This is a genomic window from Lentzea tibetensis (genome assembly GCF_007845675.1).
GTDB classification, from domain to species: domain Bacteria; phylum Actinomycetota; class Actinomycetes; order Mycobacteriales; family Pseudonocardiaceae; genus Lentzea; species Lentzea tibetensis.
In genome coordinates this window covers 62738-79376 of the sequence record NZ_VOBR01000006.1, presented here as the reverse complement: position 1 = coordinate 79376, position 16639 = coordinate 62738, and the positions used below count along the sequence as shown (strand labels likewise).

Below are 16639 nucleotides of genomic sequence, written 5' to 3'. Positions count from 1 at the left end.
GCGTAAACGTTTACAGTCGTTTCTGTAACACGGGTCACACGCCGCCGCCACAACGTTTCCTTCACTGCGGAAGAGGACGTCCATGGACGGCAGGATCAACCGGCGACTACTCATGAAGTCAACCTTGATGGCCGCGGTGGCCTCACCACTGCTGGCGCAGGTCGCAGTCGCTGATCCCCTCCTTAAGACCACCGCTCATGTCGCCGCGATCCCGACGCTGCCGTGGCCGGAGGCCAACGAGATCGTCAAGAACACCAAGCTGCCCTCGTTCCCCGACAAGAACTTCGACGCCACGGCGTACGGGGCGAAGGGCGACAACAAGACCGACAACACCGACGCGTTCCGCAAGGCGATCGCCGCGTGCAACGAGGCGGGCGGCGGGCACGTGATCGTGCCGAAGGGCACGTACGTCACCGGCGCGATCCACCTGAAGAGCAACGTCGACTTCCACCTCGACGACGGTGTCGTGCTCAAGTTCTCGGGCGACGCCTCGAAGTTCCCCGTCGTGCTCACCAGGTACGAGGGCATCGAGTGCATGAACCGCTCGCCCATGGTCTACGCGTTCGGGCAGACCAACATCGCGCTCACCGGCAAGGGCACGCTCGACGCGGGCGCCACCAGCAGCTGGAACAAGGGCAGCGACCGGGCGTGGCTGGAGAAGCAGGTCTCGAAGCCGCCGCAGCAGCGGGTCGTGCCGGGCAACGCGTCGATGCGCTCGACGTTCATCGAGCCGTACAACTGCGACACCGTGCTGATCCAGGGCGTGACGCTGAAGAACCCGAAGTTCTGGCAGATCCACCCGACGCTGTGCAAGAACGTCACGGTCGACGACGTGCACACCGACCCCAGCACCGCGTCGTCCAACACCGACGCGTGCGACCCGGAGTCGTGCGACCACATCGTCATCTCGAACTCCGACCTCGGCGCGCACGACGACAACGTCGCGATCAAGTCCGGTCGTGACGAGGACGGGCGGCGCGTCAACGTGCCGTGCCAGAACCTGATCGTCGTGAACTGCCGGATGAACGGCAACTGGGGCGCGATCACCTGCGGGTCCGAGCAGACCGGCGGCATCCGCAACGTCTACGGCTACAAGCTCAACTGCGTCGGCGCCACGAAGTTCGCGTTGTACGTCAAGTCGAACACCAAGCGCGGCGGGTTCTCCGAGAACATCAACCTGGACAGCGTCTCCGGCGTGTTCGAGCGGGCCATCGTGTACTTGATCTCCACGTACAACGGGCAGACCGGCAACTTCGTGCCGAAGTTCGGGCCGTACACGCTGTCGAACTCCACCTGCACCAAGGCTTCCAAGGTGCTCGACGTCAGCGGCCTGTCGAACTCGCACGTCAAGGGTCTCGCGCTGTCGAACTGCAAGTTCACCGGTGTCGGCAGCACGTCCAACACCGTCAAGAACGTGGACAACCTGAAGTTCACCAACGTGACCGTGAACGGGAAGCCGGTCTAGCTAGCCGTAGACCGTCACTGACAGCCGCGGGTTGGTTCGCCAGTCCACTGGTTCGAACGAGACTCGGGCCAGCGGCATCGAACCGGCCGCGGCTGTCAGCGTCGTCTCGATCTCGTTGCGCTCGTCGTCGGTGAGGTAGTTCCAGAACGAGCTGTGCCACACGACGGTCAGCGTCGACCGGTCCTCCGGCGGGGTGAGGACCTCGCGCAGCCACCGGCCGGCAGGGGACTGCTGCACCTTGATGCCGAGGCGCGACGCGAGCGAGATCGCGTCGTCGAGGTCCCAGCGCAGCGCGTCGTGCTCCGGCGGGATGAAGCTGCGCAGGATCATCGCGTGCCGCGGGTCAGCCGCGTCGCGCGGCTGCAGGTCGCAGCCCGCGCGCTCGACGATCTCGATCTGGTGCGGCCGCGGCCCGACGGCCGCGAGCCGGACCGGCGAGTCGACGTCGCCCCACTCCCAGCCGAGCCCGAACCAGCGGTAGTGGTCGAGTATCAGGTTGAGCCCCGCGCACGCGCCCAGCTCGAACAGCCGCACGCGGGGTGCGCCGAGCATCGTGAGCCCGCGCAGCAGGAACCCCGCTGTCTTCGGTTGGTGCTGCTGCACCGTGCGATCCAGCGCGGCGAGGATCTCGCCCGCGTTCTCGACTATCGCCCGCCGCGCGGCGAGCCACGCGAGCAGCGACGTGCTGTCGCCCTCGCCGGCCATCGCCGCGGAGTGCGCGGTGGCGAACCGCTCGGTGAGCTCCGGCGCCTTGCCGTTCAGCATGAGCAGCCGCACACCCGCGAGCGCCTGGATGCCGAACAACGGACTGTGCACGGCCCGGTGGGAGCACAGGAGATCAGCGACAGGCCCGCCGCGGTCGATCTCACCCGCGAGCTCGGACAGGATCCGCGCGGACACGGGCGCACTGTTCCGCAACCGCACCGCGAACGTGCGCAGCGTCGACGCGCCACTACGGGACCGGGTCACGTCTTCGCTCCCTTCAGCAATTCGTAAAAGGACTTTACAAGTAGGTCGCTGGCATTAGGCCCAATTGAGATTGGTTAACGTGATGGCTGTGAGCGAGTTCCTCGATCTGACGGCCGCGGGCGCGGTGGCCACGTTGACGATCAACCGTCCGGCGAAGCGCAACGCCATGAGCTACGACATGTGGTCCGCGCTGCCGGGCCTCATGGCGTCCGTCGAGGCCGACGACGCCGTGCGCGTGCTCGTGATCCGCGGCGGCGATCACTTCTCCGCCGGTGCCGACATCGCCGAGTTCTCCACGTTGCGCAGCGGTGCCTCCGGGGCCGCGCGCTACAGCGAGGCGGTGCACGCCGGAGAGCGCGCGATCGTGTCGCTGTCCAAGCCGACCATCGCCGCGGTGCACGGGTTCTGCGTCGGTGGCGGGTGCGAGATCGCGCTGGCCTGCGACATGCGCGTTGCCGCTGACGATGCGCAGTTCGGGATCACGCCTGCCAAGCTGGGGATCATCTACAACTTTACGTCTACCAAGCAGCTCGTCGACGTCGTGGGGCCCGCGTGGGCCAAGCAGATCTTGTTCTCGGGCGAGTTGATCTCGGCCGATGTTGCTCTGCGGATCGGGTTGGTCAACGAGGTGCATCCCGCTGCTTCGCTGGATGGGCGGGTCAAGGAGTTGGCGTCGGTTGTCGCCGCTCGGTCGCAGGTGTCCGTGCGTGGAGCCAAGGCGATCATCGGGCGGATCGTCGAGGGGGAGCACGAGGATGACTCCGTGCACTCGCTCTACGACGCTGCTGTGCACAGCGCTGACTACGTCGAAGGTGTTGCTGCCTTTTTGGAGAAGCGGGCGCCTCGTTTTTGAGGTGTGGGTTGGGTTTCTTTCTGGTGGTGGGGTGGGGAGGGTCTCGCTGATCACCAGAGGTCGCCACATCGAAAATGCCCTGTCAAGGCGGAAAAGCTGCCTTGACAGGGCATTTTCGATGTGGCAAGGCTTCGCCTGATCAGCGAGACCCTCCCCACCCCCTGCCCTCCGGGAAAGTTTGTTCTGGTCGTTCGGCTGCCGGTTTGTGCTCGGGGGCCGCGCCCGGTTGGCACTGCGGGGGTTGGCAGTGCGGCGGGCGCTCCTTTCTTTTGGTATCTGCCGGTTTTGGCGGGCTCCCTTGGTATCTGCTGGTTTTGGCGGTGCTCGCTTGGTATCTGCCGGTTCGCTGGGGCTCCTTGGTGCCTGCCGGTTGGGTCGGTGCTCTCTTGGCTCGCGCCGGTTCTCGCTGAGCTCTCTTGGTACTTGCAGGTTGGTCGATGCCCCCTTGGTACCTGCGGGTTTGGCCGCGCTCTCTTGTGCCTGCTGGTTCGGCCGCGTTCCTTGGGTGCCCGCTGGTTCGCTGTGCTCGCTTGATATGCGCGGTTGGTCGGTGCTCTCTTGGCTCGCGCCGGTTTCGCCACGCCGTCCCGCATGCGCCGGTTTTGATGTGCCCGTCTCCGCTTCTGAGGGCACGGAGTTGTCGGTGCTGGCTGAGAGCATGGATTCGGGGGTTCTCACGAGCGGGGACGCCCGCGTGAGCATCGCCGCATGCCGTGCCCGCCATGCTCCTGCGGCGGGGCTGGTGCTCGCTGGGTGCATGCCGGTGGGGCGCCTGGTGCTGGCGTCGTTGCGCGCGCGGGGTGTGCGCGGTGCCGCAGAATTCGCCTGCTCTCGCGCCCCTCGGGCCCGCGCCGCGTGAGCGTCCCGCTGTCGCAGGGGGACTGTGCCGCGCGGCACGTTCTGCACGCTGCCGTACCCCAGGGGCGCGCTCGCGGAGCGAAGGGCGGTCAGCCGCGCCCGTCCAGCAGAGCCCACACGGCCTTGCCGCTCGGCTGCGGCTCGGTACCCCACTCCACGCTCAGCGCGGACACGAGCTGCATGCCCCGCCCCCGTGCCGACGAAGGGTCGACGGGCCGCACCTGGGGCAGGGCGCTGGACCGATCCCGAACAGAGATGAACATGCCCGACCCGGCGCGTCGCACGGTCAGCTCTAGAGGGCCCTCGGCGTGGTCTATGCCGTTGGACACGAGCTCGGTGACGACGAGCTGGGCGTCGTCGGCGAGGTCGTCGGGGAGGTTCCACGAGGACGCGGCCTCGCGGACCATCTGCCTGGCGCGCGCGCAGGAGCCACCTTCGGCGGCCAGCGTTGCCCGCACCTCGGCCAGTGGGTCGTTCAGCACATCCGGCTCCGCGCCTCCCGATAGACCTGGTGACACCCCGCATCGTCGCACATCTACACACCTGGCCCCGCGTTTCAGCCCCCCGGTGGTCGCACCCCGAGGCCGCGTGCTGCACGATTTGGTCGGCACGTGTCGGGCGTGCCGGGAAGGAACGGCGACGATGGAGCTCCGGGTCGGCAGTGAGGTCCTCAGCGGCTGGCGGGTGATCGCTGTCGCGGGTGAGCTCGACATCGACACCGTTCCGCTGCTGGCCACACGGCTGGACGAGGACGTCACCGGCGACCGTGCCGTGCTCGACCTCGCCGAGGTCACGTTCATGGACTCGACCGGGCTGGCGCTGCTGCTGGACTGGCACCGCAGGCTGGGCGAGAAGGGTGGCGAGCTGCGCATCGCCGCACCTCAGGCGCCTGTCATGCGGCTTTTCACGCTCGCCGACGTGGCGGACGTGCTGGACGTCCGCGGCACGGTCGGCGAGGCCTGCGAGGCAGCCGCGTCGAGCTAGTCCGCCCCCACGCCCAGGTAGTAGGCGATGAGCTGGATCAGGTGCTCGGTGTCGACCGGCTTCGTGACGTAGTCGGTCGCGCCGGACGCAAGTGACTTCTCGCGGTCGCCCTTCATGGCCTTCGCTGTGACGGCGATCACAGGCAGGTCCGAGTAGCGCTCCATGGCGCGGATCGCGGAGATCGTCGCGTTGCCGTCCAGCTCGGGCATCATGATGTCCATCAGCACTAGCGTCACGTCGTCGTACTGCTCCAGCGCGCGCACGCCCGTCATGCCGTTGTCGGCGTAGATGGCCTGCAGCCCGTGCAGTTCGAGCACGCTGGTCAGCGCGAACACGTTGCGCAGGTCGTCGTCCACGACCAGCACCTTCTCGCCGTGGAAGCGCAGGCCGGTGGTCGTCGACGGCAGCACCGGGGCCGGCGTCACGATCGGGGCGGGCTCCGGCAGCTGCGGTGTCACGTCCGGCACGCTGCCCAGCGGCAGGCACAGGGTGAACGTGCTGCCGATGCCGGGCTCGCTGCGCACCCGCAGCGACCCGTTCAGCAGCTGCGCCAGCTCACGGCTGATCGACAGGCCTAGGCCGGTGCCGCCGTACTTGCGCGACGTGGTGCCGTCGGCCTGCTGGAACGCCTCGAAGATGACCGCCAGCTTCTCGGCCGGGATGCCGATGCCGGTGTCGTGCACGTCGAACGCCACGCTCGACGGGTCGTCCATCCGCACGTGCAGGCGAATGCCACCGTCATGGGTGAACTTCACCGCGTTGGACAGCAGGTTGCGCAGGATCTGCTGGAGGCGGTGCTCGTCGGTGTGCAGGGTCGCGGGCACGTCCGGCTCGACGCGCACCGAGAACTCCAGGTTCTTCTCCGCGGTCAGCGGCAGGCACAGCGACTCGACGTAGCGCACCAGCTCGTCCAGGCGCACCGGGTCCTCGTGCAGCTGCATGTGACCGGCCTCGACCTTGGTCAGGTCCAGGATGTCGTTGATCAGCTGCAGCAGGTCGCTGCCGGACGAGTGGATCGTGCGCGCGTACTCGACCTGCTTGGAGTTGAGGTTGCCGTCGAGGTTGTCCGCGAGCAGCTTCGCGAGGATGAGCAGGCTGTTCAACGGCGTGCGCAGCTCGTGCGACATGTTCGCCATGAACTCGGACTTGTACTTCGACGCGGTCTGCAGCTGCCGGGCGCGGTCCTCCAGCTCCTCCGAGCCGGCCCGCAGTTCGGTGGTGAGGCGCTGCGACTCGACCAGCAGCAGGTCGGTGCGCGAGTTCGCGAGCATCGTGTTCACGTTGACGCCGATGTTCTCCTTCAGCTGGTCCAGCAGGTCCAGGTGCACGTCGGAGAACTCGTTGAGCGACGCCAGCTCGATCACGCCGAGCGTCTCGCCCTGGAACAGCACCGGCAGGATCACCAGGTTCACCGGCGCCAGCTCACCCAGCGCCGACGCGACCGTCAGGTACCCGCCGGGCACGTTCGTGACCAGGATCGTCTTCTTCTCCAGCGCCGACTGGCCGACCAGCGACTCGCCGATCTTGAACCGCGACGCCCGCCCGCTGTCCGGCCGGTACCCGTAGGTCGCGGTCAGCTCCAGCGACTCGGTGCCCTCGTCGTCCTCCTGGATCTGGAAGAACGCCCCGTGGTGCGCCGACACCAGCGGCGTCAGCTCGCTCATGATCAGCGACGCCAGCACGCGCAGGTCGCGGTGGCCCTGCATGAGACCGGACAGCCTGGCCAGGTTCGTCTTCAGCCAGTACTGCTCGCGGTTGGCCCGCGTCGTCTCCTTCAGGTTCGCGATCATCTGGTTGACGTTGTCCTTGAGCTCCGCGAGCTCACCGGACGCGTCGACGGTGATCTGCCTGGTCAGGTCGCCCGCGGTCACCGCCGTCGCGACGCCCGCGATCGCGCGGACCTGCGTGGTCAGGTTCGACGCCAGCTGGTTCACGTTGTCCGTGAGCTTCTGCCAGGTGCCGGACACGCCGTCGACCTCGGCCTGACCACCCAGCTTGCCCTCGGTGCCGACCTCGCGGGCGACACGGGTGACCTCGTCGGCGAACGACGACAGCTGGTCGACCATCGTGTTGATCGTGGTCTTCATCTCGAGGATCTCGCCGCGCGCGTCGACGTCGATCTTCTTCGACAGGTCGCCCTTCGCGACCGCCGTGGTCACGAGGGCGATGTTGCGGACCTGGTTGGTGAGGTTGCCGGCCATGGAGTTGACGTTCTCCGTCAGGTCCTTCCACGTGCCCGCCACGCCCGGCACCCGCGCCTGACCACCGAGGATGCCCTCGGTGCCGACCTCGCGGGCGACACGGGTGACCTCGTCGCCGAACGCGCGCAGCGTGTCGACCATGCCGTTCAGCGTCTCGGCGAGCGCCGCGACCTCGCCCTTCGCCTCGACGGTGATCTTCTTCGAGAGGTCGCCGCCCGCCACCGCCGTCGCGACGGCCGCGATGCCGCGCACCTGGGTCGACAGGTTGTCGGCCATCAGGTTGACGTTGTCCGTGAGGTCCTTCCAGGTGCCCGCGACGCCCGGCACGCGCGCCTGGCCGCCGAGGCGGCCGTCCGTGCCGACCTCGCGTGCCACGCGGGTGACCTCGTCCGCGAAGCCGGACAGCTGGTCGACCATCGCGTTCAGCGTCGACTTGAGCTCCAGGATCTCGCCGCGCGCGTCGACGGTGATCTTCTGGGTCAGGTCGCCCTTGGCCACCGCGGTCGCGACGTGCGCGATGTTGCGGACCTGGCTGGTCAGGTTGTCCGCCATGAAGTTGACGTTGTCGGTGAGGTCGCGCCAGGTGCCGGCGACGCCCGGCACCTGCGCCTGACCGCCCAGCCGCCCGTCCGTGCCGACCTCGCGGGAGACGCGGGTGACCTCCGCGGCGAACGACGACAGCTGGTCGACCATCGTGTTGATCGTGGTCTTCATCTCGAGGATCTCGCCGCGCGCGTCGACGGTGATCTTCTGGGTCAGGTCGCCCTGCGCGACGGCGGTGGTGACGGCGGCGATGTTGCGGACCTGGGTGGTGAGGTTGTCCGCCATGAAGTTGACGTTGTCGGTGAGGTCGCGCCAGGTGCCCGCGACGCCCGGCACCTGGGCCTGGCCGCCGAGCTTGCCGTCGGTACCCACCTCGCGCGCGACACGGGTGACCTCGGCCGCGAACGCGGACAGCTGGTCGACCATCGTGTTCAGCGTCGTCTTCATCTCGAGGATCTCGCCGCGCGCGTCGACCGTGATCTTCTGCGACAGGTCGCCCTGCGCGACCGCCGTGGTCACCGCCGCGATGTTGCGGACCTGGGTGGTGAGGTTGTCCGCCATGAAGTTGACGTTGTCCGTCAGGTCGCGCCAGGTGCCCGCGACGCCCGGCACCTGCGCCTGGCCGCCGAGCTTGCCGTCCGTGCCGACCTCGCGCGCCACGCGCGTCACCTCGGACGCGAACGCCGAGAGCTGGTCGACCATCGTGTTCAGGGTGTTCTTGAGCTCCAGCAGCTCACCGGACACGGTCACGGTGATCTTCTGCGACAGGTCGCCCTGCGCCACCGCCGTCGCGACCGCGGCGATGTTGCGGACCTGGGTGGTCAGGTTGTTCGCCATCGAGTTCACCGAGTCGGTGAGGTCGCGCCACGTGCCCGACACGCCGGGGACCTGGGCCTGGCCGCCGAGCTTGCCGTCGGTGCCGACCTCGCGGGCGACACGGGTGACCTCGGACGTGAACTGGGACAGCTGGTCGATCAGGCCGTTCACGGTCGTGCCGAGGTCCGCGAACTCGCCGCGCAGCGACTGACCGGACATGCGCTGGGTCAGGTCGCCCTCGGCGACCGCCTGCAGCACGCGGCTCAGCTCGGCGGTGGGCCGCATCAGGTCCTCGATCAACCCGTTGACCGAGTCCGCGACGAGCTCCCAGCCGCCCGCGCCGCCCGCGGGCACGACCCGCTCGGTCAGCTGGCCCTGCTGCCCGACGGACTGCCGCACGCGGCTCAGCTCGCCCGCGAGCCACTGGTTGCGGTCGGCGATCTCGTTGAAGACGTCCGCGAGCGCCGCGGGCAGGCCGGAGCCGGGCACGACGAGCCTGCGGCGGAAGTTGCCGTCGCGCAGGTCTCTCATCGCGGCGAGGACCCTTTCCAGGGTCGCGTCCGTGTCGTCGTGGGCCGTCGTCACTCCAGCCTCCGTGCCTCGGTGGTCGTGGACAAGCCTGCCACGTTAGGTTGAGATGCGGCACGCACCATCCATTGAGACCCGCAGGAGGCCCGCGCATGAGCCACGCGCTGGGCATCGATCTGGACGGCTGGCAGCGCCTAGTTGACGGCCTGCGGGAAGCCGTTCTCGTCGTCGATCCTGTTGGGACGATCCGCGTGCGGAACTCGGCCGCTGCCACGAAGTTCCCCCGTCTGGGTCCCGGCGAGCACTTCTCCGGCATCGAAACGGCGCGCCACCACGAGATCGGCGAGGGCTGGAGCGCCTGGTACATCTCCGACACGTCACTCGAACAGGCGCATCTGCGCCTCGCTTCGTCGACCGAGCGCGCCGCGACGCTCAAAACCATCGTGCAACTTGCAGCCGATCTCCTCGGCGACCACTGCGTCGCCGTCGTGCCGTGCTCGCGCGACCGGCTCGAGTGGTGGCGCGCGGGCTCCGCCGACGTGACCGTCACCCGGACGCCGCGCCGCGCGTCCGCGATCTCGGGCGTCCTCGTCGGCGCGTCGTCGCACACCCGGATCGCGGAACTGGGCGAGGGCGGCTGGGGCCTGCCGGACGGCTGGAAACCCGGTGTCTCCATCGCGGTCCCGCTCGGCGTCGGCGGCGCACTGGTCGTCGTGCGCCGCGGTGACTTCACGGCGGCGGACGTCGAACGCGTGCGGCTCTTCGGCAGGCACGCGGCCGTGGCGCTGGAGTCCGCGTCCCGGCTGAGCGAGCAGGGCCGCATGATCGACGTGCTGCGCTCCAGCCTGCTGCCGAGCCCGCTGCCCGAGCTGCGGGGCGTGGCGATGGGCAGCGTCTATCTGCCCGCGCACCACCGCGCCCAGGTCGGCGGCGACTTCTACGACGTGCACCCGCGCACCGACGGCACGGCCACGTTCGCACTGGGCGACGTCTGCGGTCACGGACTCGAGGCCGCGGTCCACAGTGGACGAGTGCGCCAGTCGCTGCAGGCGCTGTCACTGGTCGAGACGAACCCGGTGCGCCTGCTGCACCTGCTCAACACCTCGTTGCGCGCCACGGGATCCAAGCTCTTCACGACGCTGGTCGTCGGCGAGCTCGTGCCGCTCGGCGCGGGCGGCCTGCGGCTGACGCTGGCGTCCGGCGGCCACCCGGTCCCGCTGGTCCTGCGCGCCGACGGCAGGGTCGAGGACGTGCCGACGTCCGGCGCGATCGTCGGCATCCTCAACGACGTCCGCTTCCACCCGGAGAGCGTCACCCTGGCGCCGGGGGAGACCCTCGTGCTCTACAGCGACGGCTTCACCGAGGCCCGCGCGCACAACGACCGCCGCGAGCTGTTCGGCGACGACCGGCTGCGCAAGCTCCTGCACGAGTGCGCGGGCATGGCGGCGGACGCGATGGCCCGCCGCTTCCGCGAGGCCGTGCTGGAGTGGCTGGGCCCAGGCGACCACGACGACCTGGCCCTGCTGACCGTCCAGGCCCGCTAACGCACGTCGCGCGGCCGGAACTGGATGCTGATCCGCGGCCCGACGGCCTTGGCGGTCTTGGGAACCGCGTGCTCCCACGTCCGCTGGCACGACCCGCCCATGACGATCAGGTCGCCGTGTCCCACCGCGAACCTGAGGCTCTCGCCGCCACCGTTGGGGCGCAGCAGGAGTGGCCGCGCGGCGCCGACGCTGACGATCGCGACCATCGTGTCCTCGATCGCGCCGCGCCCGATCCGGTCACCGTGCCACGCGACGCTGTCCCTGCCGTCCCGGTAGTAGCAGAGCCCGGCCGTGACGAACGGCTCCGCGCCGTAGTGGTCGCTCAAGGTCTTCCTGGCCTCTGCGAGCACCTCGTCGGGCAGTTCGTCGTGCTCGTCGTAGAAGCAGAGCAGCCGCGGCACGTCCACGACCCGGTCGTACATGGTGCGGCGATCGGCCCGCCAGGGAACGTCCCCGGCGAGCCGGTCGAACAGCGCGTCCGCACCCCGCAACCAGCCGGGCAGGACGTCGACCCAGGCGCCGTGTGCGAGCTCGGTGCGCCGGATCCCGTCGAGCGGGCCGAGCGCCGGAGCCTCGGCCAAGTCGAACAGTGAACCCTGCATGGGCACGCAGTGTACTCGAACACCTGTTCTATGCGAGGGGTGCTGGCTGCGATTCTGTGCTAGCTGGGGTTCTGGGCGTGCGTCAGGGTCTCCCACGCGATGAACAGGTTGTCGGTGCCCTGCGGCCGGTGCTGCTCGGTGTACTTCTGCGTGTTGGCCATCGGGATCCCGAGCCGCGTGCTCAGCGCGTTGTAGCCGACCTCGGTGGTCGGCCCGAGCTCCCGCGACTTGCTGCCGCCGCACAGCCACGACGGTACGGGGTCGCCGTTCTCGTACTTGGTGTGCAGCCCGAGCGCGTGCCGCATCCGGTCCTTGATCTCGCCCCAGATGTCCTGCCCCTGGTGCCGGGCGGTCTCGGCGAAGTGCGCGGCGGCGGCGATCCCGTACCCGGTGTGCGCGAAGTCGCGGCACGTCTCCTGGCTCAGCCCGTCCACGAACGTCGACTGGTCGTGCCAGTACGAGATGATCTCGGCGCGCGTGTCGATCCCGCTGCCGGGTGGCGTCTTCGGCAACGACCCGTCGGTCGTCAGGTACACGTACGCGGGCATGCGCGTCCGGAAGATGCCGACCGCCTTGTCGTACGCGGCTTTGTCCTCGATGAACACGGCGATGCCCAGTGGGGCCTCCATCATGGAGAGTTCCCAGTTGCCGTTCGTGTTGGCCCGGCCGTTCTGGATCTCCGGCAGGTAGACGGTCCGCAGCATGGTGGCGAACCGGTTCGCGTTGGGCCAGCCCGTGTAGGTGTACTTGATGATCTCCGCCGCGCGCGGCCAGCTGCTGCCGGCCCACGCGGTCTGGAGTGGAGCGTTGGAGTTCGTGTGGTCCCTGATCGTCGCGGACCAGGCGTCCATGATCTGGATCGCCTTCTGCGCGTAGCGCGCATCCCTTGTCACGTACCAGATCAGGCTCAGGGTGTACGCGGCGAGCGCGTCCTGGCGTTCGTCCGTGCACCCGAGGTTGGGGTTCGAGTACGGGCCGCACTCCACCACCGCGCGAGGTTTGGCGGTGCGGGTCAGTGACGCGTACGCGGTGCCGCGCATGGCGTCGTACGCGGACTTCCACGGCTGGGCGCCCGCGTTCACCTTGGCGCGCATGAAGTCCAGCTGGGGACGCGACACGAGGACGCCGGGGTGGGTGAACGCGGCGGGGGCGGCCGTTGCGGAGGGGACGGTCGCGGCGGGGACGGTCAGGGAGGCGAGTAGCGAGACGACTACCGCGACGCTGCGGTGGACCTTCATCGGCTTCTCCAGGAGGCAGGGGAAGCCTCAGTGTGTGTGGTCCAGACCACACCGTCAAACATTCCGGTCCGATGTTCACGCAGGTGAACCGGGCCTCGAACCGTTGCGCCCCAAACATCTCGAGGCCGCCCCAGGTTCAGTCACCTGGAACGGCCTCGAGCGGAAAGGCGGTGCTACACCACCACTACGTGCGGATCACTCCTTGCACTTCTTCCCGGTGTTGATGCAGTTGACGACGCGGTTCATGATCGACTGCGACATCACGTTGGCGAAGTCGTCGTGGTCACCGAAGGGGTCGTGCTCCTCCTCGGGGAACGAGTCGACCGCGTACAGGCCGGCCTTCTGCACATCCTGGGGGATGTTGTAGGTGAGCGAGATCCGCAGCTGCGGCACCGCCTTGAAGCCCTTCTTGCACTTGCCGTTGGCGTCCGGGTAGATGATGTGCTCCCGGTGCTTCGCCGAGTCGGTGTTCTTGCCGTCCCAGCAGCTCGCGAAGTCGTGGATGCGCTTGACCTTCGAGCCCTTGGGGCAGATCGGGTACTTGTTGATCAGCACCTTGTCCTCGAACCCCGTGCAGGTCCAGGACTCCTTGGCGTTCTTCGGGCCGTTGGTGCCGACCTTGGCGTCGCCGTAGAGGACGCGGAGGAACTTGGGCATCGCGGTGACCTTGCCGACCGGCGAGCCGCGGAAGGTGATCTCGGCGACCTCGGGACGCTGGATCTCGCCCTCGTTGCCCTCGAGCTCGTTGTCCGCGCCCTGTTCCGCCTCGTTCTTCTGCTTCGCCTTGTCTTCAACGCCTTCGGCCTGCGCGTTGTCGCTGTTCTCGTCGCCGTTGTCGACGCCCTCGTCGTTCTTGGCCTTGTCCTTCAGCTTGCACTGCGCGAGGGCTTCGAGCTCCGGCGCCTGCTCGCCCTGCCGTTCGATGGCGACCTTCATCCGGTTGAGCGCGGCCGCGCGCTTGTCCTTCAGCGGTCCGAGCACCTCGTCGGGGTTGTTCTTGCCCTTGCCCTGCTCCAGTGCCTTCTCGGCGTCCTCGACCTGCTTGTCGATCGCCTGGAGCTCCTTGTCGATCTCGGCCTGCGCCTTGTCCGGCACGCCTTCCTCGAGCTTGGAGGCGACGTCCGGGCAGTCGACGCGAGCGGCGTCCTTCGCGGCCTTGTCCGCGTTCTGCTGCTGCTCGCGCTGCTTCTTGCCGTTCTGCTTCTTCTGGTCCTTCTGCTGGTCCTGCTGCTTCTTCTTCTCCGCTTCCTCGGCCGCCTCTTGCTCAGCGTCGAGAACGCGGATCACGGGCCAGAAGTACGCGGACTTGTCGCCGTTCTTGCAGGTGGTTCCAGCCTTCTGCAACGACTTGTTGTTCGAGTCCGCGTTGGTGGAGAGGTTGCCGACGTAGTCGTGCAGGTGCTGGGCGCCGTTGCGGACGCCGGGCTGCGCGATGAAGTTGTCGGGGTTGAAGTGCTCGTTCTCGTTGCGCCCGCAGTCGACGGTGAACGTGCCGGTGGTGGCGCCCTGTTGCGCCTTTGGTTTCTTCACGTTCGCCTTCACCTTCGTGATGTCCACGAAGAGGCCCTTGTCCGGCCCGTCCGCCAGCGCTTGGCCGGACTCGGAGCCGACCACGACCGCGGCCGCTGTACCGGCTACCGCGGTCATCGCGACGAACGCGGCGGTTAGCCAGAGTGTGGATTTCTTCCGGTGAAAAGCCATACTTCCACCTCGTGAGGTAGTGTGAAAACGGCATGGTTGACTGACGGCGGTGAAGAGCCGTTTTGTTTGCGGGTACTTCCGAGAACTAGTAAGCCCTGGATTTGCGCTTTGTTTTCTTGGCCCGGGTTATCAGGCGGAGACTGGCCAGTGAGAGCACCAGCACCACCAATGCGCCGATGAAGACTCCGTTGTTGCCGCCGAACGCGCCGTTCTGACCAGCGGTCCTGGTGAACTTGCTGTCCGGCGGAACGCTCGGGATCGTGCCGTCGGCCGTGTCGTCGGTGCCCGCCTGCTGGTCGCCCTGTTGCCCGGACGAGTTGTTGCCAGCGGGCTGACCGCCGTTGAAGTCGACGCGGCCGGTCGCCTCCAGTGCCTTGATGTGCTCGAGGAGCGTGATCATGGCCTGGTTGGTCAGAATTCGGACGAGCTCGTTCTTGGTGCTCATCCTCATGTTCGCGGCGTCCTGGTAGACCGTGCCGAGTCCGGCACGCAGACGGTTCGCGAACAGGACCTCGAACTCGTCACCGTTGGCCGCGGCGTCCATCTCGCCGAGCGAGCCCTGCTGTTCGGAGGTCGCTTCCTTGGGGAGCTCGACCCCGAGCAGCAGCCCGGCGCGATCGACGACCCGGTCGAGCAGCTTGTGCCCGTCCACGATGGTCTTGCTGGCATCCGCGAACTTGGGGTTGGTGGACTTCGCCGCCACCTTCTCCGCGGCGGGGTTCTCCCACAGTCCGGCCTGCTTCACCTTGAACAGGAAGTCCCGGTCCGCGGGTCCGAGCGGACCCCACTGCGTCTCGACCACCTCGTCGCCCTTCCCGCCGCTTCCGGGCGGGGGAGTGGAGACGGAGGTGGCCGGGGGCGGCTGACCCTCGCTCGACGGCGGTTGTGCAGCCGCACTCCCCACCGCGAGCAGAGCTGACGTCAGGCAGCCCAACGCGACGACCAGGAGTCGCCGGGTCGGGTTGGCCGCATCTGTAGGGAGTCGCACGATCGGGACTACGGAGAGCACTCGGGGTGCGCCTCACTTCGAGACCCCGGCGTTATCGAACCGTTATCTGGCGGCGGGCAACCAGGACGGCTGGTCCTCGTCTCGCGCAGATGGGGTCGCACGACCGTGCGACGGTCATTACGTGGGCGTTCGGTTTGACTCGCCAATCGGTTTTGATTCTCTGGCGATGAGTCTCCTCGGCCGTCGATGGCCTGGGTCACAACTCTAAGGTGGTGAGCATGAGCAAGCGTTTCGTGGCGTTGGGGGACTCGTTCACCGAAGGCGTCGGCGACGAGGACCCCACCCGGCCGAACGGCGTGCGCGGCTGGGCGGACCGGGTCGCGGAGCAGCTGACCGGCGTGCACTACGCCAACCTGGCCGTGCGCGGCAGGCTGCTCGGCCAGGTGCTGCGCGAGCAGCTGGACCCCGCGCTGCGGATGAAGCCGGACCTCGTCTCCCTCTACGCGGGCGGCAACGACCTGATGCGGCCTCGGGTGGACATCGACGAGCTGATGCGCGGCTACCGCGCCGCCGTCGCTCGGTTCACCGCCGCCGGCGCGCGCGTCATCCTCTTCACCGGCGTCGACGGCGTGGACGACCCGGTGTTCCGCAAGATGCGCGGCCGCGTCGCCATCTACAACGAGCACGTGCGCGCGATCGCGCGGGACCACGAGGCCGTGCTCGTCGACATGTGGGCCATGCGCCAGCTGCGTGACCGTCGACTGTGGTCGGACGACCGGCTGCACATCAACGCGCTGGGGCACAACGAGGTCGCCATCGCCGTACTCGACGGTCTCGGCGTCGACCATCCGCTGGAGACGGTCCGGCTCGCGCCCGCGCTCGTGGCCGACCCGCGCGTGCGGCGCGCGGAGAACGTGCGCTGGGCGCGTGAGCACGTGATGCCGTGGGTGGTGCGCAGGCTGCGCGGCGAGTCCTCCGGCGACGTGGTCAAGCCCCGGCGGCCTGAGCTCCGTCCACTGGCGTAGGGCGTCTCAGCAGGCCTGATCGGTCTGAACTTCTCCGGGCACCTGTGGGCGCGGCCGGAGGAGACCAGGGACCACCTGGTCGGCCTGTACGAGGCGGCGTGGCGCCACTCCGACGAGTCGCGAGCAGATCGACGGCTGGTCCAAGGCCGCGGACAACGGGCCGGACTTCCTCGGGAAGGTCAGTGCCGCCGCCGAGCACTTCCGGGCGGTGGAGCTGGTCGCCGAGGCCTGAGCCATCCGGACCACTCACCGATCCGCTGAGAGCGCGGACATCCTGAAACCGTTTACGGTCTTCCCTCAGGTGGTCCAGACCAGTTAGCGTGCCCCGCACAAGCAGTGTCCTGGCGTTTCCCTGCGCGTGAG

12 protein-coding genes are annotated in these 16639 nt (G+C 68.2%); 5 read left to right on the top strand and 7 right to left on the bottom strand.

The features are described from left to right. The first annotated feature begins 82 nt into the window (after positions 1-82). Complete coding sequence (locus FKR81_RS10825) at positions 83-1465, top strand: glycoside hydrolase family 28 protein (RefSeq protein ID WP_146350865.1); 1383 nt, start codon at positions 83-85, stop codon at positions 1463-1465. On the opposite strand, the gene FKR81_RS10820 is transcribed toward FKR81_RS10825, so the two are convergent. Further along, positions 1466-2434, bottom strand: coding sequence for a DUF2332 family protein (locus tag FKR81_RS10820; protein WP_186762899.1), 969 nt, complete (start codon positions 2432-2434; stop codon positions 1466-1468). It lies immediately after the preceding gene. A gap of 88 nt (positions 2435-2522) precedes the next feature. Between FKR81_RS10820 and FKR81_RS10815 the strand changes: the two genes are divergently transcribed. After that, positions 2523-3287: an enoyl-CoA hydratase/isomerase family protein gene (locus FKR81_RS10815; protein ID WP_146350863.1), complete on the top strand. Its 765-nt coding sequence runs from the start codon at positions 2523-2525 to the stop codon at positions 3285-3287. A gap of 947 nt (positions 3288-4234) precedes the next feature. Here the strand turns inward: FKR81_RS10815 and FKR81_RS10810 are convergent. After that, positions 4235-4627 carry an ATP-binding protein gene (locus FKR81_RS10810; protein WP_146350862.1) on the bottom strand — a complete coding sequence of 131 codons (393 nt, stop codon included), beginning with the start codon at positions 4625-4627 and terminating at the stop codon, positions 4235-4237. A gap of 160 nt (positions 4628-4787) precedes the next feature. On the opposite strand from FKR81_RS10810, the gene FKR81_RS10805 reads away from it, so the two are divergent. After that, positions 4788-5129, top strand: coding sequence for an STAS domain-containing protein (locus FKR81_RS10805; protein ID WP_146350861.1), 342 nt, complete (start codon positions 4788-4790; stop codon positions 5127-5129). On the opposite strand, the gene FKR81_RS10800 is transcribed toward FKR81_RS10805, so the two are convergent. Continuing rightward, positions 5126-9274, bottom strand: coding sequence for a hybrid sensor histidine kinase/response regulator (locus FKR81_RS10800; RefSeq protein WP_407936513.1), 4149 nt, complete (start codon positions 9272-9274; stop codon positions 5126-5128). The genes FKR81_RS10805 and FKR81_RS10800 overlap by 4 nt on opposite strands. 95 nt (positions 9275-9369) lie before the next feature. Here FKR81_RS10800 and FKR81_RS10795 point away from each other — a divergent pair, with 95 nt between their 5' ends. Beyond that, on the top strand, positions 9370-10761 hold the full coding sequence (locus tag FKR81_RS10795; protein ID WP_146350860.1) for a PP2C family protein-serine/threonine phosphatase: 1392 nt from the start codon (positions 9370-9372) through the stop codon (positions 10759-10761). Here FKR81_RS10795 and FKR81_RS10790 read toward each other — a convergent pair. From FKR81_RS10790 to FKR81_RS10775, 4 genes are all read right to left on the bottom strand, one after another. Next, entirely contained in the window at positions 10758-11363 is a 606-nt protein-coding gene (locus tag FKR81_RS10790) for an alpha-ketoglutarate-dependent dioxygenase AlkB (RefSeq protein ID WP_146350859.1), read from the bottom strand. The genes FKR81_RS10795 and FKR81_RS10790 overlap by 4 nt on opposite strands. 59 nt (positions 11364-11422) lie before the next feature. Next, complete coding sequence (locus FKR81_RS10785) at positions 11423-12601, bottom strand: alginate lyase family protein (protein ID WP_146350858.1); 1179 nt, start codon at positions 12599-12601, stop codon at positions 11423-11425. Positions 12602-12796: 195 nt separating this feature from the next. Then, on the bottom strand, positions 12797-14302 hold the full coding sequence (locus tag FKR81_RS10780; RefSeq protein ID WP_146350857.1) for a DUF1996 domain-containing protein: 1506 nt from the start codon (positions 14300-14302) through the stop codon (positions 12797-12799). An 85-nt stretch (positions 14303-14387) separates the two neighbouring features. Beyond that, positions 14388-15290, bottom strand: coding sequence for a DUF4142 domain-containing protein (locus FKR81_RS10775; protein WP_186762898.1), 903 nt, complete (start codon positions 15288-15290; stop codon positions 14388-14390). Positions 15291-15529: 239 nt separating this feature from the next. On the opposite strand from FKR81_RS10775, the gene FKR81_RS10770 reads away from it, so the two are divergent. After that, entirely contained in the window at positions 15530-16276 is a 747-nt protein-coding gene (locus FKR81_RS10770; RefSeq protein ID WP_146350855.1) for an SGNH/GDSL hydrolase family protein, read from the top strand. Positions 16277-16639 lie beyond the last annotated feature (363 nt).